Origin of the sequence: Caldisphaera sp. (assembly GCF_049974385.1) — an archaeon.
In the GTDB taxonomy this organism is placed as follows: Archaea; Thermoproteota; Thermoprotei_A; order Sulfolobales; family Acidilobaceae; genus Caldisphaera.
Genome location: NZ_JBMFIW010000019.1, coordinates 12,892 through 35,618, shown reverse-complemented (window position 1 = coordinate 35,618; position 22,727 = coordinate 12,892). Strand labels below are relative to the sequence as shown.

Sequence of the window (22,727 nt, the reverse complement as noted above, 5' to 3'; positions counted from 1 at the left end):
GACTTGCTATGCAAGTTGAAGGGGGTTTTGGTTATAGCAAGGAAAGCAATATAGAAAGATATTATAGAGACATAAAGGGAATTGAAATAGGTGATGGAACAAACGAAATACAAAAACTAGTTATAGCAAAATCTTTAATGGGGAAAATTACAGCTATAAAAAAGTGATAATAAATATGTGAATCATAAATTATAAATGTTTTCATTTAAACAGTTTTTAAATAAAATATAATACAACTATGTATTAGGTGAAGAATTTGGGTGATATTAAAAAAATTGGTATTATAGGTTCTGGAACAATGGGACACGGTATTGCTGAGGTATCAGCTTTAAATTCATATGATGTGGTTTTGATAGACATTTCTCAAGAGATCTTAGATAACGCTATCAATAAGATAAGCTCAAGCCTATCAAAACTTATTGAAAAGGAAAAAGTTAATGAAGTTTTGAAAAAAATTAAAACCTCAACAGATTATAAAGATTTAAGAGGTTGTGATCTTGTAATAGAAGCTGTTCCAGAGAATTATGATATAAAAGTTAAATTATTTAAGGAAGTAACTAATTACTTAAAAAATGATACAATTTTAGCTACTAATACTTCTACAATACCAATCAATGACCTTGCAAAAGAAACAGATAGGAAAGACAAATTTATAGGAATTCATTTTATGAACCCCCCTATACTAATGCCTCTAGTTGAATTAATTTTAGGAAAAGACACCTCTAATGAAACTCTTGATAAGGCAATAGAATTTGTAAAGAAAATTAAAAAGGATTATGTAATTGTTAAAAAGGATGTGCCTGGGTTCTTGGTTAATAGGATCAATACTAAAACATTTTTAGAAGCCATGATAATGCTTGAAGAAGGATTTAGTAAGGAAGATATAGATACTATGACAAGGTTTAGACTTGGATTTCCTATGGGATTTATAGAATTATTGGATTACGTAGGAATAGATGTTGTTTATAATGCTTTAAATGAAATGGTAAAAAGAGGCGAGAAGCTCTTTATACCAAAAACTTTAGAAATAATGGTTAAAGAAGGAAAAATAGGTTCAAAAGTAGGAGTAGGATTTTACAACTATCCAAATAAGATCTTCAAAAAGCAATTATTGGTACCAAAGGAATCAATGTATAAGATAAATCCTGCGAGAATAATTTCAGTCGCAGCTAATGAAGCTGCATGGTTAATAAGCAATGAGGTAGCAACAAAAGAAGACATAGAGAAATCTATGACATTAGGAATGAATTGGCCTTATGGACCTTTGCATTTTGCTGATTATTATGGATTAAATAATATAATAAATTTATTAGAAAAAAGATACAAAGAGACTAATTATGATTTATACAAAACTGAGCCTTATTTAGTTACAATTTCAAAAAATGGTTTAGGTATTAGATCAGGTAAGGGATTCTTTGAATATTTTTATTCAATCGAAAATATGGGTCCTGTATCATATGAATTAGTAGAAAATTATGCTATAATAACTATAAGAAGGCCTAATAAATTAAATGCTCTAAACGAAGAAGTATGGAGAAATATTAGAATATTCCTAGAAAAGGCTGAAAATGATAAAAGGATAAGTTCTGTAGTATTAACTGGCGAAGGAAGTTCTTTCTGTTCTGGCGATGATATAGAAATGATGAAAAATTGGACTAACTCTGCTATAGCAAAGAAGTGGCTAGATGATTTAGCCTGGCCTTTAGTAAACACAATGCTAAATTATACAAAACCTATTATAGCAGCTGTAAAAGGTTATGCGTTTGGAGGGGGTATGGAATTAACGATGCTTGCAGATATAGTTATTTCTACAGAAAATGCAATATTTTCCATACCAGAAGCTGTTATAGGAGCTTTTCCACCAATAGCATCTCCTTTGGGTACATACTTTACAAACAAAAAAATTGCTAGATATGCCTTAACAGGGGACTGGCTTGATGCAAAAGAGGCAGAAAATCTTGGATTAGTTGATATAATAGTTCCAGAAGATCAGCTAGATATAGCTATATTTGAAATCACGAATAAATTAGCGAAAATGCCTCCTCTATCGCTAAAATCAGTTAAAAATGCTATTAATAACTCTAAATCAATTTTTGTAAGTTCTCTTAAGAACTCTTTGAATGAATTAGTAATATTAGCTGATTCAAAAGATTTTGCTGAAGGAATGAGAGCTTTTCTAGAAAAAAGAAAGCCAGTTTACAAAGGCGAATAAATTTTATTGCATATATGTTTCTATATTTTATATTATTATCTTGTTTTTCTTCATTAAGTATTAGAAATGAACCTTTATATACTTAATTGGATACAATAAATTAATGGGAAATCTGTGGTGATGGCTATGATTGAAGGTTTTCCATCTACTATGAATGATTCGTATCAATTAAATCTCTGGAGGGTAATAGATTATGCAGCAAAAATACATTACGATACTGAGGTTATCTCATATAGAAACTTGCAAGGCGGAAAAATTCACAGAATGACTTATAAAGAAGTTTATGAAAGAGTTAGGAGAATTTCAAGTGGATTAGAAAGCTTAGGAATAAAACCAGGAGACAGAGTTGCGGTTTTAGGGTGGAATGATCATAGATATTATGAATCTTATTTCTCAATAACTGGTTTAGGCGCTGTCATGCTACAGCTTAACCAAAGGCTTGCTATAAATGACTTAGACTATATAATAAAGCATTCTAAAGCAAAAGGAATTTTTGTTGATGAAAGTCTTATTGAAATTGGAAATGCATTAATTAAGAACAATAATCTGGACTTTGTCGTAATAATGACTGATGACCCATCAAAATTAAACCTTAATTTTAAAAACAACATATATAATTACGAGGACTTAGTTAAAAATAATCCTCCGAAGAATTATGAGGAAATAAACGAAAAGTCAGCTGCGACAGCATGTTATACTTCAGGAACAACAGGTAAGCCAAAAGGAGTTTATTATTCACATAGAAGTTTAATATTGCATGCATGGGCAATAAATGGTGTGTTAAACTTTAAGCCAGAAGATACTTTCGCTGCAATAGTTCCATTATTCCATGCAAACGGTTGGGGAGCTCATATTGCCGCAACCATGATGGGATCAAAAATTGTTTTGCCAGGAAGATATACGCCTGAAAGTTTAGCGAATATCTTAATAAATGAAGGAGTCACTGCTTCAGCGGGAGCACCTGCGATATTAATTCCCTTATTAGAAGTTTTCAGGAAGATGGAACCTAAGCCAAAGCTAAATAATTTAAGGTTCATTTCAGGAGCAACAGAACCACCTTTAGCCTTAATGATGCAGTTAAAAGAATTTGGGATGAACATAATGCATGCATACGGAGCAACAGAAACAACTCCACTAGTTACAGCCAACTTACCAAAGAAGAAGATAAAACAAATGAGCGAACAGGACCAAATAGAAAACGCCAGAAAGCAAGGGTTGCCAGTATTTGGAGTTGAAGTAAAGATTGTAGACCCTGCTGGGAAAGAGCTTCCATGGGATGGAAAAAGTGTTGGAGAACTGTTGATAAAGGGTCTATGGATAGCAAATCAATATTATAATGATGAAAGAAGTAAAGAATCCTTCATTGATAATTGGTGGAAGTCTGGAGATGCTGCAACTATTGATGAAAATGGGTATGTAAAAATTGTAGACAGAATAAAAGATCTAATAAAAAGTGGAGGTGAATGGATATCAAGTATAGATCTAGAAAATTACCTAATGGCTCATCCTGCAGTTTTAGAAGCATCAGTAGTTGGTGTTCCTCACCCTAAATGGGAAGAAAGACCCATTGCTCTAGTTGTGTTAAGAGAACAGTATAAAAATAAAGATTTTAATGAGCTAGAAAAAGAATTAAAAGAACATTTGTCAAAAAGATTTGCTAAATGGCAGATTCCAGATAAAATATTCTTTGTAAATGAAATACCAAAGTCAAGTACAGGAAAATTTGATAAAAAAACTATTAGAGCTCAGTATAAAAATATATACAATGTTTAAAATAAATTATAATTTTCAGCCTCATGTTTCCATCATTTTCTTTAATTCATTTACTGCTCTTTTAACCTCCTCAATAGAATCAGGATTTTCAATTACTGGAGATATATTGGCTTTTCCTTCTTTTGCTACATCTCTTATTATTCTTCTCATAATTTTTCCGCTTCTGGTTCTTGGTAAGTCCTTTACTTTCACTATTTTCTCTGGCTCGAAAGGTTTGCCTAGCTTTTCTGAAACTAAACTTTTTATTTCTTTTACCTCTTTATCAGTAATGTCCTTATTTGGCCTAGGTATTGCAAAGCAAACTATAACTTCACCTTTTACTGGATCAGGGTAACCAATGCATGCGCTTTCAGCAACACTTTGATGAGAGTTTATTATTGTTTCAACTTCTGCCGGTCCGATTCTTTTGCCTGCTACTTTTATAACATCATCAGCTCTACCCAATATATACCAAAGACCATCTTCATCAATTAATGCATAATCTCCATGGAACCATACTCCTTTAAACGTGCTCCAATAAGTTTCTAGATATCTTTTCGGATCCTTCCAAAGCCCTCTGGTCATGCTTGGTGCTGGCTTTGTGGCAACAAGATATCCAGGTCTATTTCTTACCGAATTACCATAATCATCGAATACATCAACGCTCATTCCTAACCCGGGTCCCCAAAGAGTTGAAGGCTTTAAATTAACTACAGGGCTTGGCAAAAGAAAACATCCCAATATTTCTGTTCCTCCACTCAAATTAATTAAAGGTCTCTTTTCTTTGCCTACATCTTTCATTACCCAAAACCATGTATCCTCATCTATTGGTTCTCCAGTATTTCCAAATGCTCTTAAACTCTTTAGATCATGATTTTCTAATGCTTCATTACCGAAAGACTTTAACAGCCTTGCTGCAGTTGCTGCAAATCCGAGATGTGTTATTTTAAATTTCTCAATAAGCGCCCATACCTTATCTTTATTTGGATAATCTAATGCTCCCTCTAATGAAAAGTGAGTTGCTCCTAAAATTTGTGTCCCTATAACTTGCCACGGGCCCATCATCCATCCGATATCAGTAATCCACCATAATATATCATTATAATCTTTTATTGATCCAGGCTTAATGTCTAGGTTAAAATAATGCTCTTTCGATGGCTGTAAAATAGATCCTATTTGACTAATTACGGCCCCTTTTGGATTACCTGTTGTACCACTTGTAAACATAAGCAGTGCTGGATCCTCAGATTCTGTATCTACAGCATCAAAATTTGGCCTTTTACCATTTATTGCAGAATCAAACCATATATCTCTTTTATCATCCCATGGTATATCTATTTTGTTGAATCTTTTTGCAACAATTACTTTTAAATCAACACCTGATTTCTTTACAGCCTCATCAGCGCTTTTCTTAAGATCTATTATCTTTCCTTTTCTATAATATCCATCTGCTGTTACTAATACCTTTGAATTTGCAGCCTTTATTCTCTCTGCAACTGCATCTGGAGCAAATCCGCTAAAAATTGGATTAGCTATAGCTCCTATTCTAAAGGATGAGTACATTGCTATTACAGTTTCTGGCATTAAAGGAGCATAAATTGATACAACATCACCTTTTTTTACACCTATTTCGCTTAGATAATTGGATAACCTATTTACTTTATCAAGCATTTCTATATAGCTTAAGTTAACTGTTTTACCATCTTCGCCATACCATATCATCGCCGTTTTGTTTCCGAGTCCATTTTTTATTATTCTGTCAAGAGCATTATATGATATATTAATTTTTCCTCCTACATACCATTTAGTCCATTCTATTCCTTGAGATGTATCATATACTTCTTTGAACTTGCTAAACCATTCTAGATCTAACCAATCTGGTAAATTTCCCCAGAACCACTTCAAATCATCTTGACTTTTTTTAACTAAACTGCTATAGTTATCAAAATTAAATTTTTGCATAAATTGAGCTACGTTAGATGTCTCTTTTAATTCCTTTGGAGGGGTCCAGATATATACCATTCTCCCACCACTTAGTCTGTGTACACCGTTATGTATATTAATATACTCAGAGTATTTATACAAGTTTCCTTCAAAATACATATGGGTGTGCTAATGTCCCGTGTGGCTATAGTTGGAGTGGGATGGTATGGTTTTAAGCCAACGACAATCGATGTTTCATTTCAAGATATGATGTTCGAATCGTCAGCAAGGGCCTATGCCAATGCAAAAATTGATCCAAGATATGATGTAGATGCTTTTGTTGATTGTCAAGAAGATATGTGGGAAGGTATAGCGATTTCTGATGAATTTGCTCCTGAACCGATAGGTGGAGCTTTAAGGCCAACTTTTACAGTTGCTGGAGATGGATTAGAAGGGATTGCTCATGCATACATGCTTATAAAAACAGGTCATTTTAATGTAGTATCTGTAGAATCTCATGGAAAGCCAAGCGAAATTAAAACTCTACAAGATATTTATAGATTTGCATTGGATCCCTTACATGTTAGGCCATTGGATTATGTTAATCCATTATTTTATGCAGGCTTAGATGCAGTTGCCTATATGAAAAGAACAGGTACTAAAAGAGAGCATTTAGCTATGGTTGCAGTAAAAAACAAAAACAATGGGTTAAGTAATGAAAGAGCATCTTTTTCAACAAGAATAGATTTAGATTATGTATTATCGTCTAGCTATAGTATATATCCTATGACAAACTATGAGATAGCCCCGTTTAGCGATGCAAGCATAACATTTGTTTTAGCTAGTGAGGATTACGCAAAGAAGTTAACAGAAAATCCTGTATGGATAGAAGGAATAGGATATTCTACAGAAACTGGAACTGGGGCAACTGAATGGCATGAATGGGGAAAGATGAAATCATTTAGAAGTGCAGCTCTTATGGCATATAAAATGGCAAATTTGAATGGAAATCCACAAGTAGATTTTGCAGAAATAGAAGATAGGTTTAGTTTTATGGAATTATTGGCATTAGAAGAGACTATGTTAGTAAAAGAAGGGGAAGCTCATAAAATGTTAGAAAAAGGTGATTTGAATCGCGATGGCTTTTTGCCAGTTAACCCGAGTGGAGGGAGTTTATCCATGGGAGTCCAATTGGAGGCAACCGGACTTTCTAGACTCTTAGAAGCATATCTCCAATTGACTGGTAAAGCAGGAAATCACCAGTTAAAAAATGTTAGAAGGGGCTTGGTTGCATCATGGAGGGGCGTACCAACATATACAAGTATGGTAGCCCTTCTTTCTGTATGAGGTGAGAAATATGAGATCTAATATATTTATGAAGGATAGGGTAGCGATAGTTGGTGCAGGTATAACAACATTCATGAGAAGAGCATTAGAAACTCCTAGAGAATTAGCATGGGAAGCAGCTAAGATGGCTTTGGACTCTGCTGGGCTAACTCTAAGCGATATAGATTGTGTTGTTATAGGTTCTGCTCCTGATACCTTTGATGGAATGCACTTCAAAGGGGAATATTTGGGAGATGGTTCAGGTGCAATAAATAAACCTATGACAAGAGTATATGTTGGAGGAGGAACGGGAGTTTTTGTCCCTGAATCAGCATATTGGCATGTTGCTAGCGGTGTATGTAAGAAAGTTTTAGTTGTTGCTGAAGAAAAAATGAGTCCTGCCCATCCACATCCGCAATATGTTTTCAAGTATATATGGGATCCAATAATTGAAAGACCATTAGGACCTAATTTGCTATGGATATTTGCAATGGAAATGAGGAGGTACATGGCTAAATGCGGTGCTAAGAAAGAAGATATTGCTCTTGTTAGCGTTAAAAATAAAAGAAATGCTTTAGATCATCCCGCTGCATTGACTGCCGCTAATATAACTGTAGATGATGTTTTAAAGAGTGAAACTCTTGTCTGGCCTGTTAACTTGCTAGATGTTTCTCCTGTAACTGATGGAGCGGCTGCTTTAGTAATGACATCTGAAAATGTTGCTAGAGAAATTACTGATAGTCCAGTTTGGGTAGATGGTATAGGATTTACTTTAGAAAATCAACATTGGTATAATAGGGAACTAGCATTTCCAAGGTATTTAAATTATGCAGCAAGAATGGCCTATAAGATGGCAGGAATTGAAAGACCATGGAAAGAAATAGACGTTGCAGAACCTTATGATCCATTCGACTATAAAGAGTTACATCATATAGAAGGTTTAATGCTCGCTAGACCATGTGAAGCGTGGAAATTGGTTAGAGAAGGATACTTTGATAGAGATGGAGAATTACCAACAAGCCCAAGCGGAGGTTTATTAGGCGTAGGAAATCCAATAGCTGCTGCAGGACTAATGAAGGTTGCAGAGCTTTTCTGGCAACTTAGATACGAGGCTGGAAAAAGACAAGTCAAGAAACCTGTTCATAAAGCAGTTGCTAATGCATGGGGAGACCTCATGCAAGCTGGTACAGTTATAGTTTTAAGTAATTAGGGGGTGTAATGTTATGAGCTCAAAGATAAATAAGTTACCTGGAATAAAACTGAAGGAAAAGGAAATGTATTCCTTAATAGGACTTGTTGAAGATATGCCTCAAGCGAAGTACGACTTTGCAGCTGGAACAACAATATCAAAGTTTTTAGAAGGACTAAAAGAAGGCAAGATATTAGGAAGAAAATGTCCAAAGTGCGGGAGAATATTTGTTCCTCCAAGATCTTATTGTGAATGGTGCCATGTTGCAACAAATGAATGGGTAGAGGTTCCCCAAACAGGAGAAATACATACAGCAGTTATTACATATATATCAACAAAAAGAGAGAAAATAGAGAGGCCAGAAGTTGTAGGAACAATAAAACTTGATGTGCCTGGATATAGAGATGGAGAATACGAATTTGCTGGTTTGTTCCACAAGATATGTGTTGATCCCCAAGATGTAATAAGCGGAAAAGCTATAGGAATGAAAGTTAAAGTAAGGTGGAAGCCGAAAGAAGAAAGAAAAGGTAATATATTAGATATAGAATGTTTTGAACCATTATGAGGTGGTATGTATGAGTTATGATAAAAGAAATAGAATGGAAGATTTAGTTATATTTCCAGGAGAGCAAGAAGTTGAAAAATACGTATATACGCCTGGCATTCACGGGTTGGAGTTTGCTAAAGGATTAAAAGAAGGAAAAATACTTGGCATGAAATGCAAAGATAAAATATACGTCCCACCAAAAACATTCTGTCCTGATTTTACTCAAGGTGAATTGATAGAAATTAATGATGAATGGATTTTAGTTTCATATACAATAGTATATCAAGATATGTACAAAAATAACTTACCGAATCCAAAAATTATAGGCGTAATTAAGCCTAAAAATGCTGAAACAGGATTAATACATCTATTAAATGTGCCTTTAGATAAACTGGAAATAGGCATAAAACTTAAGCCCGTATTTAAGCCAGAAAATGAAAGAAATGGTACCATAAACGATATAAAGTATTTTGAATTAAGCTAAATTTATTTTTATCAAATATTTCACAAATAATTTTTTTCTAAATTTTTATAAATTTCAAATTATTAGCATATAAACAATTCGTATAGTAGGAACTATGTGGGAAAATTTAAATATTCAAAATTAAATACTATAATGTGTACAGGTGAATAATATGGAGGGTGAGCTATTTTCTTATAAAAAGATAAGGAAGATGAATGAGGAAGGTCTCCAAAACCCCGAAAAGTTTTGGCGTGATAGACTGAATTTAATTACATGGTTTAAGGAGCCAGTAAAAATATTAGAAGGTAATCCACCTTATGAGAAATGGTTTGTTGGAGGAATTTCAAATTTAGCATATAATGCTGTTGATAGGCATTTACCAAATGAAGCGAATAAAGTAATATTTTATTGGATGGATGAAAGAGGAAACAGTAAATCTGTTACATACCAGGATTTATATTATGAAGTAAACAGAGCAGCTTATGTTTTGAAAGAAATGGGAGTAAAACATGGAGATACTGTATCTATGTTGATGGCAAGTTCCCCAGAAGCAGTTGCATTTGGATTAGCTGTCCATAGACTGGGAGCAATTGCTGTGATACATTATGTTGGATTAACAGACGAAATTATTGCAACAAGGTTTATTGATACTGGATCAAAATATGCTGTAGTATTTGCAAACACAATTAATGCTGGAAGTGAAATTAATATAAAGAACTATTTTGATAATGTAGCCAATAAATTTAATTTACCTGTAGAAAAAGTCCTTGTTGTTAGTAGAGGTTTTTCAAATTTCTCTTTAAAACAGAATAGGGATTTGGTTTACGAGGATATTGCTCCTAAAGGAAAGGTCTATGTACCGCCAGAACCAGTAGAAGCGAATGAAGTAGGTACGATTTATTATACAAGTGGAACAACAGGGAAACCTAAAGGAATAACGCAAACCCAAATAGGATATCCTCTCTCTTTAAATTGGACCTTTAGAGGATTATATGATTTAAGACCTAACGATGTATGGTGGACCGTATCTGCTCTAGGATGGCCTGTATGGCCCATGGCTAATCTCTATACAGCACCAGTTTCTAGTATAACATCTGTTCTTTTTGAAGGTTTCATAGGAGCAAGGCCAGATTTATGGTCAAGAATTATAGAGAGATTTAACGTATCGTTGATATGGTCTTCCACTACTTCGTTATATACACTGAAATCAATAGGAGATGAATCAGTTAAAGCTGGAGATACTTCTTCACTAAGAATTGTTCTAAATACTGGTGAAACATTAAATGTAGGTTTCTTCAAATGGTTTAGGGAAATGCTGCCAGATGTATATATAGCAGATGCGTATTGGTTTACGGAACACCTTTCACCAGCTGCTGCAACTCCATATGGCTTAGGAGAAATACCATTCAAGCCAGGTTCAGCAGGTATTGAATTTCCATTAAGCAAGGTTGTTATAGTAGATGATGATGGGAATCCATTGCCACCAGGCAAAAAAGGTTACATAGTGTTAAAACCATATTCTCCAGCTTTAGGAAAGATGTGGAATGATCCAAATCTGGAAAGATATAGCAAAGTATATACATCAAGATTCCCTGGTTATGTATTCTTCGGGGATTATGGATATATGGATTCTGATGGTTATCTATTTGTATTAGGTAGAGCTGATGATGTATTAAGGCCGGGAGGAGAGAGAGTTGGAACTATGGAAGTTGAAAGCCTCATAGGCTCTCATCAAGCAGTTGCAGAAGTCGCTGCAACCAGTATGCCGTCTTTTGAAGGAAAAGGAGAAAAATTGTTGCTATTTGTTGTTCCTAGAAAAGGATATACTCCAGATCAAAACCTAACAAATCAGCTCAAAGAATATGCAAAGAATTCTGGTTTCATAATTGATTACATAATTTTTGTTAACAAACTTCCGAAAACCAAGAGCGGTAAAATAATGAGAAGATTGTTAAGAGCAACAGTTAGAAATGAACCTCTTGGCGATTTATCGACTTTAGATGATCCCGTTGCGTTTGAAGATCTAAGGAAGAGATACGAAGAGTTTAAAAAAGCTATGACAGAAAGTTAATAATGGTGATTTTTTGTATATGATAGAGGATATCTCATTTATTGATAAACCTATTTTTAAATTTTTTGACGAAATTTCAGAAAAGAATCCTGATCAATGCAGTTTGATTCAATTAGAAAATTACCATTGTATAACATGGCATAGAATGAAAATATTATCTGATAAGATAGCTGATTTCTTATTAGAAAATAAAATTATGGAATCTCAAATCCTATTTTCTGCTCATAATACAATAGATGCCGTTATAGGATTGCTAGGGATAATGAAAAGCAATAATATAGCAGTTTTAGTTGACCCTTTAACAATATCTGAAGACCTAAAAATGGAAGTTGAAGATAAGAATATAAAATTTTCTTTTGTCTCATGGCAATTTTATGAAAGAGAGGCAAAAACCCTTAAGGAATTAGGTATTGAACAATCATTAGTTTTGGACGGCCAAGTTAAGGAAAGCGAAGAAACACCAAAAGTTATTTATTTTAAAGATATATTAAGTAAAAATTTTACTACTCATGAAAAAACAATTGATAATCTAGAAAATACATCTGTAATAATGTATTATGCCGGGATTGCAGGAAGAACGTTGCAAACTTATCACTCCTACAAGGGTTTATCATATGCTGTCCAAGCACTATCCAAGACTGTTTCGTTCGATTTCAAACCAAATTCATTAGTAATAGCTCCTATCACTCATGTATTGGGTCTTCAGGTAAGTCTTTTAGTTCCCTTATTTAATGAAGGAACTGCTATAATGCTTCAGAGATGGGATCCTAAAATTGTAAAGAATTCGATAAAAAATTTGAATATTAATTTTATGTCTGCTGCACCCATGTCGTTCGATTCTCTTATAGATGAGATCACTCAATCAAATGAAAGCTTTAAAAATACAATTAAATTAGGAATTTCTGCTGGGGCTCCATTAAAGCCAGAAACTCAAGAAAAATTTGTTAAAATATTTGATGCACCATTGGTTCAATCATATGGTATGACAGAATCATGGGTAGTTACATATCAACCTAAGGAATTTTCATATGTTAAGAACACGCTCGGTTTGCCAATATATGGAGCTGAAGTAAAAATTGTAGATCCAACAGATCCAGAAAAAGTAGTTAATAAGGGAGAAACTGGAGAACTCTTGGTTAAGGCACCATGGCTAATGAAAGGTTATGAAGATAATGAGGAAACAAAAAAGGCTTTTCATAATGATTATTTAAAGACTGGAGACTTAGTTTCAGAAGATGATAAAGGATTTCTATATTTTAAAGGTGTTAAAAAAAGGATGCTAAAATACAAAGCATATCCTATATTTCCAAAGGATATTGAAAATGTTTTGTTGAGGCATGAAGCAGTTAAATCGGCTTACGTATATGGTGAGAAAGATCCAGATGTTGGCGATTTACCAGTTGCAAAAGTTATCTTAAAAGAAGAATATAAAAACAAAATTAAAGAGGAAGATTTAATAAATTATGTGAACTCTAAAGTTGCATTTTACAAAAAAATAAGGAAAGTTTATTTTGTAGATTCACTTTGAAAAAGTTAATTTATTTTTATATTTTATTTCTAATGCAGTATAATCTTGGCTTGGATTGACGGGTCTATGAGCTATACCTCTAGGTATAATTAACATTTCTCCTTCATTTAACTCAAAATTACCAGTTTCTGTTTCCCATAAAGCTTTTCCTTTTAAGCAAATTATTAGTTCATCATAGTCCATATTTCTGTGATAAAATGGTAAAGAAAATCTTCTCCTAGAAAATTCTATAGATAGGTTATCAGAAAAAACCAGTCTAAGTGGTGGTATTGCTACAGGATCCTTCATGTCAGGAGTATCTATATTAATAAAACTTAGCTTTTCAGCTTTTCTTGTTACCTTTTTTAAATTAATATTTCCTTTCTCATATTCTATATCAACTTCATCAGAAGTAATTTTTTCTTTAAAACTCATTTTTGTCACAATTAACTAATAATAACTCAACTTAATATGTTTTTATTGTATAGACTTTTAAATTATTTAATGTTTTAAATTAAGAGGGAATAAAAATGGAAAAATCAGTTTTAGAGGAAGTTGAAAAAATAAAAGATGAAGCAATTAGATCTTTTCTTGAGCTTTTAAAAATACCTGCAATTAGCCCTGATTTTGGTGGCGAGGGAGAAATAGATAAGGCTAACAAGCTTATAGAAATTTTAAATAATAGCTTTAATTTCGATAAAATAGAGAAGTTCTATTCTGTTGATGATAGAGCTAAAGATAAGGTTAGGCCAAATATTATTGCAACTTATAAAGGGGAAGATAATAGAGCTTTATGGATTATCACTCATATAGATGTAGTACCGCCTGGAAACATGCTTGATTGGACCATAACAAAACCTTTTGAGCCTAAAATTATAGATAATAAAATATATGCTAGAGGATCAGAAGATAACGGACAATCAATAATATCATCTTTATATGCAGCAAAAGCTTTAATGAATAAAAAGATTAATCCAGAATTAACTATAAAGCTTGCCTTTGTAAGTGATGAAGAAGCAGGATCTAAATATGGAATGAAATATCTATTGGAAAATCACAACTACCTTTTCAATAAAAATGATTATTATTTAATACCTGATGCTGGGAATAAAGATGGTACCTTTATTGAAATAGCTGAAAAATCTATATTACAATTTAAGCTTATAGTCAAAGGAAAACAAGTTCATGCTTCTACACCGGACCTAGGCTTAAATGCGCATAGAGTTTCTCTTGAACTGGCCAAAAAAATCTATGATAATCTTCATAAAAAATTCAATAGTAAAAACAACTTATTTGATCCTCCAGAATCTACCTTCGAACCTACAATGGTAAAAGGAAGCTCCTCTTCACCAAATATAATACCTGGACTTCATGAAGTTACTTTTGATTGCAGAGTTATTCCAGACTATAAATTGGATGATGTATTAAAAGAAATAAATAGAGTAATTGTAAAATTAAAAGAAAAGAATAAAAAAATCATTGAAAACAAAGAATTTCCAGAGATAGATCTTGAAATAATTGATAAAAACGATTCTCCTAAACCAACAAATCCTGAAAATAAACTAGTTATGGAAATTAAGAAAACAATAAAAGAGCTAAGAAAAAGGGAAGCGGTTGTAGGAGGTATTGGCGGAATAACTTTCGCAACATTTTTGAGAGCATATAATTATGAAGCGGTTGTTTGGTCAACTAATGATGATGTTGCACATCAACCTAATGAATACTCTATTATAGAAAATTTAATTAACGATTCAAAAGTTTTCGCTACACTAATGCTAAGGCTAAGATGAGATAATGATAAAATTTGAAAATGACAAATTCTTAGAAAATTTAGTTAAATGTATAGCAAATGATTTAAGACTAGATTATATTAGGCTTGAAAACGTTTATGTCATTAGAAGTCATAATGCAAAAACAAAGGCATATGCAAGAATTTATTCTATACCTTCGGCTATAAGGTTTGCATTAAGATCAGAACCTGTCTATGTAATAGAGGTAATTAGTGAAAAATTTGATTTGCTATCGAAAGAAGATAAAATAAAAGTTATAATACATGAATTGTTGCACATTCCTTCGAATTTTACAGGTGGTTTAAGGCCGCATGGAAAAAAAGTAAATGAAAGGATAGTAAATAATCTATACAAAAAAATAGACCTAAGTAAATGCCCGAATTGAAAATTTTTAATTTTAAAATCGAATTTAATTGTATTTTATTAAAATAATTAAAAATTTTCTTAACTTTGTTACTTGGTTATAGAATTGATAGAACCTTTAGGTTTAGTTATGTTTATTATACTAATAATAAATATAAGAAATGTTAATATTAATAGAGCTGAAAATGTAAACGAAATTGAAAAATTGGATAAATTATTTCTACCAAAACCATAAAAGTAATTTAAACTAAAGCTACTACCAACATTATTTAGTGATGAAAGAGGCATACCCATAAGTGAATCTATTAGCATACCTATAAAAAATAAGCCAGATATGATGCCCAAAATGGTATAGCTAGTCTTTGATTTTACTACATACATTGTAGGATTTAACACTATTAATAATACAGTGTATAAAATAAGCAAATAATAATGAATACTTGCAAAATTTCTTAATGTCGAATCAGCAACTATCAGATAAAGTGATAATATAACGCTAACTATAGACAACCCTGTTATAGTAAATTTGCTAACTGAAGATCCTTTAGTAAAATATAATGAACCTCCTATTATTATAGCTAATAGTATCATTACTATTATTACGTATGAAAAATAGTTAGTTTGTGTTTTAGGTGTTGTAGTAACTTCTGGAGATGTTGTAGTAGAAGTATAGTTTGAGGTTGTCTGATAAGGCGAAGAGGTTGTAGTAACTTCTGGAGATGTAACATAGACAATAATCGTTATAGGAGACGTGGTAGGATCATCTCCCGTTGCGCTTACATTAAATTTATATTCTCCTGGTTTAACATTGCTTCCCACTGATATTGTTAAAGTACCGGAAAAAGTGGGATCACCAGTGCTTGGATTAAAAATTATTGATATACCAGTTACGGATGGCGAAACATCAATGCTTGTACCCCATGTACTTCCACTACTTAAAATTAATTGGAATTTTTCATTTGTTTTTTGACCAGGAGTTAGATTGAATATAGTTTGATTAATAATTAGTTTAGAAGTTCCTGTTGCAGAATAAGCAAAAGGTATGGATAACAATATCAAAACGCACAATCCTAATATACAGAATAATTTATAATTTACCAATTTTAGGTTCACCTAAATTTTATTAATTATCTAAAATTATTTTTTAAATGTATATATTTAACTAATATTTCAATTGTACAGTATATACAAGGTTATTGTAAAAATTATGAATTTTCCTGTTAGTATGAAAAGGGTTTTATTAATAGAAATGTTTTATGATATCTTGAAAAGAGTAGTTATTCTCTACAGACTTTACTTCTCTTGATTCTGAAGGTAAAACAAGGTTCTATTATTCATGATAAATCATACTATTTTTGTAATTATCAAAATATCTTAGTAGCAAATTGTTTATCTATTAATCATGAAAAGAAAACTTTTCTCTTAATCTCTACAAAGTTAAAACTAAAAGATTAATAAATAAATTAAAAGCAAGAATTTATTTTTATATATTTATGTTAATTTATTTTTATATATTTCTCCTTCTTTCATAACAAGTTGTATATTTTCTTTATTTAATAACACATTTATGTCATCTAACGGATTCCCATTAATAACTATTAAATCTGCTAGCTTTCCTTTTTCAATTGTTCCGATTAATTTTTCAAGTCCTGTTGCTTCAGAAGCAATCTTAGTTGAAGAAATTAAAGCTTCTTCATTTTTCATACCAACTTTTTCTACAAAAAGTTTTAATTCCATTGCGTTGTCTCCATGTTTTCCTACTCCTCCAGAATAATCTGTTCCAGTTGCTAATTTAATTCCCATTTTATATGCAAGTTTAGCATTTTCTACATGTATTTCATATAATTCTTTTATTTTTTTCATTCCCCATTCTGGCACACCTAATTCGCTTCCCTTTTCTAATAAGGCATAATCAATAGCAAATGTTGGAATCACTACACTTCCAGCTTTTAATACTTCATTAGCAGCCTCTTCGTCCATCATATCTCCATGAGCTATTACTTTTACTCCAGCTTTTGCTGAATTTATTATGCCTATTTTCCCTTCAGCATGAGAATGTACCCATTTACCAACAGCATTAGCTTCATCAACTATAGCTTTAAGTTCTTCTAAAGTAAACTGCCTATATTCAGGCCTATCCCTTTGAGATAATACTCCTCCAGATGCCATCACCTTTATAAAATCAGCACCTTCTCTAAATGCATATCTTGTTGCTTTTCTACATTCATCTGTACCATCGCAAATTAATGACATGAAGGGTGTTAATTTTCTTGTTGTCCTATAATCTACATATTCTATTGGTAAATAATGAGTATCTCCATGACCAAAAGTTTGTGATAATACCGGGCCTGCCGCAATAATTCTAGGTCCTATTATAGTTTTTTCGTTAATAGCTTCTTTTAACTGGACAGCGATTATACTTCCTGCATCTACAACAGTTGTAAAGCCGGCATTTATAATAGATTCTAAGTCTTTAATAGCTCTTGCAAAAAATACACCTATAGGAGTTATTAAATCTTCTTCCACCTTTCCGCTCCTGCTTCCTGTTAAGTGAAGATGCGCATCTATCATGCCCGGCATAACAAATTTATTTTTTAAATCAATTATTTCGTATTCATCAGGTATGTTCATTTCGTTTGCTTTTCCAACCTTCTCTATTTTTCCTTCATTAATTAAAATATTTCCCTTAAAAACAGGTTTTCCTGTTGAATCAAAAACAAGTCCATTAACTAAGGCAATCTTACCCATTTATTTCCCCTTTCACAAAAAGTTTATAGTTATGTTTATATATTTATTTCAAATTTATTCTTAAATAAAAAATATGTTAAAATTGTTAATAAAGATGATATTATTATTGTAATCAAATAATAAATATTTACTATCGAATAATAAAAAGTTATCCCCAAAATAACTAATCCTATAATACTTATAATTTTACCTTTTGTTTCAGAAATTAAGAAAGCAGAAATTGATAATAATGCAAGAGAAATAACATAATAAAGAGAATCTATCGCATACGCTTTTTCCATAGCATTATATGTTATGTTTATCAAATTACCATAATTTAAAGATATTAAATAAAATATAATAATTGCAATTAAGCTCATTAATGTGCTGGCATTTAAAGCATTTATGGGACTTTTAAATTTTTTATGAGTTGCACTTAATTTGCTAGGTAAAATTCCTTCTTTGCTCATACCATATAACATTCTAGATGTAGCATTTAATGTAGCTAAATAACATCCAAAAACACTAATTAAAGTTATAATGGAAAAAACTGTTAAGCCTAATAGGCCCAAATATCTTCTCATTAAAAGGAAAACAGGATTTACACCTTCTCCCTGAGCTTCTGAAATAAAATTGTTTACAGAATTATAGCTGTATCCTATGTTTAATAATATAGCATAAGTTGCTAAAATGTACAATATACCCATGATAAGCGTTGATATTAATGTGCTGTTTGGTATGTTTTTATTAGGCTCTTTAGATTCTTCCCCTAATTGAGTTGAAACCTCAAATCCCATAAAATAAGTTATAGAAAATATTAATCCTCCTGAAATCGCAGCTAATTCTCCCGTTAATGAATTTGTAAAAGTACCTTTTAGAGTAAATGGCATTAATGAAATATTTTTTGAATTATATACAAAAGAAAAAACTATAAATATTATTAAAATGCTTATTTCTATTAGTGAAACTAAATATTCCGACTTAATACTTGGCTTAATTCCTAAATAAGCTATTATGTAAGCGACTATAACAGGTATAATAATTAGAAAGAGAGGGTTAATTTCTATGCCTGTTAGTGCGTAAATACCTTCATATCCCAAATAGGCAAATGCAATTGCTATTGATCCTATACCAACAACGCTATAAAAAATTGTATATATTAATCCATTAAAATAACCTGATGATTTGCCTAAAATTTTTGAAACATAATAATAAAAACTAGCTGAATGAGCATATCTTTTCGATAATATTATAACTGAATATACAATAGTCATTACACCGATCAATGTTATTAGCATAGCTAAAGGCGAGGAAACATAAGATGTACTCAAAATATATGCAGTTCCACCCGCTATACTATAGGTTGGTGCTTGGCCTGCGAGTGAGTTAAAGAAATCTCCTAAAAACGTTACTGAATTTTTTGATAGACTATTTCTGTCTTCCATTTTTAACACCTAGTTTACAATAATTAAATAATAAAAATTTACTTTGCTGAACGTTCAATAAGAATTTTTATTGCAATGTCATGCATATAAAATATTTAAAATATCACAATAGCATCTATTGCAAAATCAAAATTTTCAAAATCTAATGGCTTAGTATAGCAATAAAAAATCATTTATAAATACAAGATGGGTTTCATTTTCTAAGCTTTTGATAAAGAGCAAAATCTAATTAGTAAACATATATGAAATTTATTTATTATTTATAGATTTCTATTCTGATTTACTTTCAAAATCAATCTTTATTAATATTTAAATATTTAGTTTTAAATTTAACAATTGGTGATTTAATGAAAATTTTGACTTGGAATGTAAATGGATTAAGGAGTCTTTTAAATAAGGGTATTCCAAAAGAAATATTAGAATTTGATATAATAATGTTCCAGGAAATTAAAACAGACTCAATACCAGAAGAACTAAAGGGACTAGGATACGAGATATATATTAATCCGGCTAAGAGAAAAGGTTATTCAGGAACTCTTACTATGAGCAAATTAAAACCAATCAATGTTACTTTTGGAATTGGCAATGAAGACTTCGACTCTGAAGGCAGAGTTATTTCACTAGAGTTTAAGGATTATTATGTAATTAATGCCTATTTTCCAAATGCCCAACATGGGTTAACAAGACTCGATTATAAGCTAAGTTTTAACAGCCTATTCGAAAAATACTTAAGTAAATTAAAGAAACCAAAAATAATATGTGGTGACTTTAACGTTGCACATAAGGAAATAGACATAGCGAGACCAAAAGACAATATCAACAATCCAGGATTTACCCAACAAGAAAGGGATTGGATGACACATTTTCTTGACTTAGGATATGTTGATGCTTTCAGAATATTCCATAAAGAACCCAATAGATATTCATGGTGGACCTATAGATTCCACGCAAGAGAGAAGAATATAGGTTGGAGGATAGACTATTGTGTAGTATCAAGTGATATAGTAGAGAGGGTTAAAGATTGCGATATAATGGACAAAATCATGGGCTCGGATCATGCTCCAGTATATATAATTGTAGAATAAATACATTTAAATATCTAATGAATCAATGTTCTTTAATAAGGTTTCGGCAATCAAAACCCCATTTCCTGCTGCGCCTCTTATAGTATTATGACCTAAGACATTAAACTTAATCCAATTTTTCTTATCTTTTCTAATTCTTCCAACAACTACACTCATTCCATTACCTTCGTTTCTATCTAATCTTGGTTGAGGTCTATCAACTTCCTCTCTAACAATAATTGGATTTTTTGGTTTTGATGGCAAGTCAAAATTCTTTATTTTATTTTCTTTAAATTCCGTTAGGGCCTTCTTTATATCATCGATGTCGACCTCTTTTTCTGTTTTTATGAACACGCTTTCTAAATGACCTTCTAAAACATTTACTCTATGAACTGATGGAGATACATAAAATTTATCATTTAATTTTATACCTTTTGGAGTTATATAACCGAATATCTTTAAACTCTCATTCTCTATCTTTTCTTCTTCATGCTCAATATATGGTATTATATTGTCAAGTATTGCCATCGAGGGAACACCATTAAGTCCAGCACCTGATAAAGCTTGCATAGTTGAAACAAAAACTTGTTGAATTCCAAAATCATCATAAATTGGCTTTAAAGCAAGAGTTAATATAGACGTAACACAGTTAGGTACTTTGAACAATCTACCTTTCCATCTCTCCTTTTGAAGTTTTGATACAAATATATGATCCGCATTTACTTCTGGGTTAAGCAATGGTATATCTGGTTCCATCCTATTGTTGCTAGCGTGAGAAATAACCAAAAAACCTCTTTTTACTAACTCTATATCATAAAACTGAGACATATTAGAAGGTAATGCAGTGAAAATTACGTCAGGTTTAAGAGAAGTTATTAAATCAATATCGGTATCATAGACTATCATATCTTTGACTTCTTTTGGCATTTCATTTTCTAAGCTCCATTTTACAGCATCCATATACTTTTTACCGGATCTCTCTTTTGATGCAGTTAAACCAATTAATTTAAACCATGGATGGTTTGTTAAATAATATACCAACCTTTGTCCAACTAAACCAGTTGAGCCAACAACTATTGCATTTAATTTCATTTATAATCACCTATAAACTTATCATGAATAGAATTTAACAGTTCATAAAAGTTATAATTTTTAATATAAATTGAAAGAGATGGTCTCGTATCATTTTTATCTATAATTAATTCATCATATTTATTTTTAAGCATTTCATTAACTTTATTTATAATGTCTTCCTTATTCATGCCCTCTCCAATTAAACCAACTAGCTTATCGATTCCATTTTCTTTATAGCCTATGAGCTTAGCATATCCGTTATAATAAGTGTTATTATTTATTAATGTATTATAATTATTTGGCATACCTACATATACATTGACATTTGTTTTTAGTAAAGGATAAAAAGTCTTGTAGTTTATACCCTTTACTTTGTATTTTGAAGCCTCTATGGCTTCCTCGAAACTTAATCTCTTTACAATTTTTGGATTTTTTACGATTTTTGGATCACTAGAAAAAATTCCAGGCACGTCTGTAACCAAATAAAGCTTTTCAGCATTTAACAAATATGCTAACGAAGATGCAGTATAATCAGATCCGCCTCTACCCAATGTTGTTACATTATTATCATAAGATCTTCCTATAAAACCTTCAATTAAAAACACTTTTTTGTTAATTTTAATTTTATCCAAAGCTTTTTTTGTTTCAATTAAATCAATTGAAGCATCTCCATAATTATTATTAGTTATAATAATTTTATCTGCATCAAGAGTTTCCACGTCTATGTCATTATAGTTTAAAGCGTATTTCATTATTATTTTACTTAATTTTTCTCCATAAGAAACTATGTAATCCTTTAAAGCAATATTTACGTTCGCTTCATTGGTAATCTTCATAAGCTTGTCTATTCTCTCTTTTATCTCATTAATTAAATTTTTATTATCAAAAGAAGAGGATATTTGTTCATATAAAATAACGAATTTTTTTAAAGAATCTTCATTACCTTTATCGCAATAATCTATAAGCAGATCAGTTGCTCCTTTTATAGCTGATACAACTATAAACAGATTTTCATCGTTTTTTTCTAAGTAATCTTTAATATAACTTGATATATTTATATAAGAATTCTTTGAGCTTAAAATAGATCCTCCTATTTTAAAAATACTTATTTTCATATAAACCACCTTTACTACAAATTAACTTTATATTAAGCAGAACTACTTGTTTTAACAGATTAACAAAAACGTTTAAAATACTTAGAATACAATATACTATACATCCAACATTTTTGTTTGGTGTTTCATCATCCCCACCTCTTAATTCCCACGTTCTTA

The 22,727-nt window shown here is 31.4% G+C and carries 19 protein-coding genes; 12 read left to right on the top strand and 7 right to left on the bottom strand.

Going from position 1 to position 22,727, the window contains the following annotated elements:
- From ACP5GV_RS06020 to ACP5GV_RS06010, 3 genes are all read left to right on the top strand, one after another.
- Positions 1 to 167: acyl-CoA dehydrogenase family protein (locus tag ACP5GV_RS06020; protein WP_428102816.1), on the top strand; the 167-nt coding region annotated here is incomplete at its 5' end.
- Positions 168 to 256: 89 nt separating this feature from the next.
- A complete protein-coding gene (locus ACP5GV_RS06015; protein WP_428102813.1) occupies positions 257 to 2,212 on the top strand; it encodes a 3-hydroxyacyl-CoA dehydrogenase NAD-binding domain-containing protein in 1,956 nt (651 codons plus the stop codon).
- 126 nt (positions 2,213 to 2,338) lie between these two features.
- Positions 2,339 to 3,985, top strand: coding sequence for a long-chain-fatty-acid--CoA ligase (locus ACP5GV_RS06010; protein WP_428068187.1), 1,647 nt, complete (start codon positions 2,339 to 2,341; stop codon positions 3,983 to 3,985).
- A 21-nt stretch (positions 3,986 to 4,006) separates the two neighbouring features.
- On the opposite strand, the gene ACP5GV_RS06005 is transcribed toward ACP5GV_RS06010, so the two are convergent.
- Positions 4,007 to 5,986: an AMP-binding protein gene (locus ACP5GV_RS06005; protein WP_428102811.1), complete on the bottom strand. Its 1,980-nt coding sequence runs from the start codon at positions 5,984 to 5,986 to the stop codon at positions 4,007 to 4,009.
- A gap of 93 nt (positions 5,987 to 6,079) precedes the next feature.
- Here ACP5GV_RS06005 and ACP5GV_RS06000 point away from each other — a divergent pair, with 93 nt between their 5' ends.
- From ACP5GV_RS06000 to ACP5GV_RS05975, 6 genes are all read left to right on the top strand, one after another.
- Positions 6,080 to 7,234 (top strand): thiolase domain-containing protein, encoded by a 1,155-nt coding sequence (locus tag ACP5GV_RS06000; protein WP_428102809.1) that lies wholly within the window; start codon positions 6,080 to 6,082, stop codon positions 7,232 to 7,234.
- A gap of 10 nt (positions 7,235 to 7,244) precedes the next feature.
- Positions 7,245 to 8,423 carry a thiolase domain-containing protein gene (locus tag ACP5GV_RS05995; protein ID WP_428102806.1) on the top strand — a complete coding sequence of 393 codons (1,179 nt, stop codon included), beginning with the start codon at positions 7,245 to 7,247 and terminating at the stop codon, positions 8,421 to 8,423.
- A gap of 13 nt (positions 8,424 to 8,436) precedes the next feature.
- Entirely contained in the window at positions 8,437 to 8,967 is a 531-nt protein-coding gene (locus ACP5GV_RS05990; protein WP_428068179.1) for a Zn-ribbon domain-containing OB-fold protein, read from the top strand.
- 10 nt (positions 8,968 to 8,977) lie between these two features.
- Positions 8,978 to 9,433 carry a Zn-ribbon domain-containing OB-fold protein gene (locus tag ACP5GV_RS05985; protein WP_292319076.1) on the top strand — a complete coding sequence of 152 codons (456 nt, stop codon included), beginning with the start codon at positions 8,978 to 8,980 and terminating at the stop codon, positions 9,431 to 9,433.
- Between the two features lie 151 nt (positions 9,434 to 9,584).
- Positions 9,585 to 11,483: an AMP-binding protein gene (locus ACP5GV_RS05980; RefSeq protein ID WP_428068176.1), complete on the top strand. Its 1,899-nt coding sequence runs from the start codon at positions 9,585 to 9,587 to the stop codon at positions 11,481 to 11,483.
- A 19-nt stretch (positions 11,484 to 11,502) separates the two neighbouring features.
- A complete protein-coding gene (locus tag ACP5GV_RS05975; RefSeq protein WP_428089823.1) occupies positions 11,503 to 13,011 on the top strand; it encodes a class I adenylate-forming enzyme family protein in 1,509 nt (502 codons plus the stop codon).
- Here the strand turns inward: ACP5GV_RS05975 and ACP5GV_RS05970 are convergent.
- Positions 13,003 to 13,425 carry a cupin domain-containing protein gene (locus ACP5GV_RS05970; RefSeq protein ID WP_292319073.1) on the bottom strand — a complete coding sequence of 141 codons (423 nt, stop codon included), beginning with the start codon at positions 13,423 to 13,425 and terminating at the stop codon, positions 13,003 to 13,005. The genes ACP5GV_RS05975 and ACP5GV_RS05970 overlap by 9 nt on opposite strands.
- 95 nt (positions 13,426 to 13,520) lie before the next feature.
- Here ACP5GV_RS05970 and ACP5GV_RS05965 point away from each other — a divergent pair, with 95 nt between their 5' ends.
- Together ACP5GV_RS05965 and ACP5GV_RS05960 are read left to right on the top strand one after the other, a co-directional pair.
- On the top strand, positions 13,521 to 14,780 hold the full coding sequence (locus tag ACP5GV_RS05965) for a M20 family metallo-hydrolase (protein ID WP_428102804.1): 1,260 nt from the start codon (positions 13,521 to 13,523) through the stop codon (positions 14,778 to 14,780).
- A gap of 4 nt (positions 14,781 to 14,784) precedes the next feature.
- On the top strand, positions 14,785 to 15,165 hold the full coding sequence (locus ACP5GV_RS05960; RefSeq protein ID WP_428068172.1) for a putative metallopeptidase: 381 nt from the start codon (positions 14,785 to 14,787) through the stop codon (positions 15,163 to 15,165).
- A gap of 68 nt (positions 15,166 to 15,233) precedes the next feature.
- On the opposite strand, the gene ACP5GV_RS05955 is transcribed toward ACP5GV_RS05960, so the two are convergent.
- The 3 genes from ACP5GV_RS05955 to ACP5GV_RS05945 form a co-directional block, all read right to left on the bottom strand.
- Positions 15,234 to 16,244, bottom strand: coding sequence for a hypothetical protein (locus ACP5GV_RS05955; RefSeq protein WP_428068171.1), 1,011 nt, complete (start codon positions 16,242 to 16,244; stop codon positions 15,234 to 15,236).
- 390 nt (positions 16,245 to 16,634) lie between these two features.
- A complete protein-coding gene (locus tag ACP5GV_RS05950; RefSeq protein WP_428068170.1) occupies positions 16,635 to 17,891 on the bottom strand; it encodes a metal-dependent hydrolase family protein in 1,257 nt (418 codons plus the stop codon).
- Positions 17,892 to 17,926: 35 nt separating this feature from the next.
- On the bottom strand, positions 17,927 to 19,315 hold the full coding sequence (locus ACP5GV_RS05945) for an APC family permease (RefSeq protein WP_428102801.1): 1,389 nt from the start codon (positions 19,313 to 19,315) through the stop codon (positions 17,927 to 17,929).
- Between the two features lie 347 nt (positions 19,316 to 19,662).
- Here ACP5GV_RS05945 and ACP5GV_RS05940 point away from each other — a divergent pair, with 347 nt between their 5' ends.
- Positions 19,663 to 20,400, top strand: coding sequence for an exodeoxyribonuclease III (locus ACP5GV_RS05940; protein ID WP_428068166.1), 738 nt, complete (start codon positions 19,663 to 19,665; stop codon positions 20,398 to 20,400).
- Positions 20,401 to 20,406: 6 nt separating this feature from the next.
- On the opposite strand, the gene asd is transcribed toward ACP5GV_RS05940, so the two are convergent.
- Both asd and ACP5GV_RS05930 read right to left on the bottom strand, forming a co-directional pair.
- Positions 20,407 to 21,471 (bottom strand): aspartate-semialdehyde dehydrogenase family protein, encoded by a 1,065-nt coding sequence (asd, locus tag ACP5GV_RS05935; RefSeq protein ID WP_428102799.1) that lies wholly within the window; start codon positions 21,469 to 21,471, stop codon positions 20,407 to 20,409.
- Positions 21,468 to 22,568 carry a hypothetical protein gene (locus ACP5GV_RS05930; protein WP_428102796.1) on the bottom strand — a complete coding sequence of 367 codons (1,101 nt, stop codon included), beginning with the start codon at positions 22,566 to 22,568 and terminating at the stop codon, positions 21,468 to 21,470. The genes asd and ACP5GV_RS05930 overlap by 4 nt, the downstream gene beginning before the upstream one ends.
- Positions 22,569 to 22,727 lie beyond the last annotated feature (159 nt).

Coding starts and splice junctions, on each gene's coding strand:
- ACP5GV_RS06010 (WP_428068187.1), top strand. CDS start 2,339: ATGATTGAAGGTTTTCCATCTACTATGAATGATTCGTATCAATTAAAT.
- ACP5GV_RS06005 (WP_428102811.1), bottom strand. CDS start 5,986: ATGGTATATATCTGGACCCCTCCAAAGGAATTAAAAGAGACATCTAAC.
- ACP5GV_RS06000 (WP_428102809.1), top strand. CDS start 6,080: ATGTCCCGTGTGGCTATAGTTGGAGTGGGATGGTATGGTTTTAAGCCA.
- ACP5GV_RS05995 (WP_428102806.1), top strand. CDS start 7,245: ATGAGATCTAATATATTTATGAAGGATAGGGTAGCGATAGTTGGTGCA.
- ACP5GV_RS05990 (WP_428068179.1), top strand. CDS start 8,437: ATGAGCTCAAAGATAAATAAGTTACCTGGAATAAAACTGAAGGAAAAG.
- ACP5GV_RS05985 (WP_292319076.1), top strand. CDS start 8,978: ATGAGTTATGATAAAAGAAATAGAATGGAAGATTTAGTTATATTTCCA.
- ACP5GV_RS05980 (WP_428068176.1), top strand. CDS start 9,585: ATGGAGGGTGAGCTATTTTCTTATAAAAAGATAAGGAAGATGAATGAG.
- ACP5GV_RS05975 (WP_428089823.1), top strand. CDS start 11,503: ATGATAGAGGATATCTCATTTATTGATAAACCTATTTTTAAATTTTTT.
- ACP5GV_RS05970 (WP_292319073.1), bottom strand. CDS start 13,425: ATGAGTTTTAAAGAAAAAATTACTTCTGATGAAGTTGATATAGAATAT.
- ACP5GV_RS05965 (WP_428102804.1), top strand. CDS start 13,521: ATGGAAAAATCAGTTTTAGAGGAAGTTGAAAAAATAAAAGATGAAGCA.
- ACP5GV_RS05960 (WP_428068172.1), top strand. CDS start 14,785: ATGATAAAATTTGAAAATGACAAATTCTTAGAAAATTTAGTTAAATGT.
- ACP5GV_RS05950 (WP_428068170.1), bottom strand. CDS start 17,891: ATGGGTAAGATTGCCTTAGTTAATGGACTTGTTTTTGATTCAACAGGA.
- ACP5GV_RS05945 (WP_428102801.1), bottom strand. CDS start 19,315: ATGGAAGACAGAAATAGTCTATCAAAAAATTCAGTAACGTTTTTAGGA.
- ACP5GV_RS05940 (WP_428068166.1), top strand. CDS start 19,663: ATGAAAATTTTGACTTGGAATGTAAATGGATTAAGGAGTCTTTTAAAT.
- asd (WP_428102799.1), bottom strand. CDS start 21,471: ATGAAATTAAATGCAATAGTTGTTGGCTCAACTGGTTTAGTTGGACAA.
- ACP5GV_RS05930 (WP_428102796.1), bottom strand. CDS start 22,568: ATGAAAATAAGTATTTTTAAAATAGGAGGATCTATTTTAAGCTCAAAG.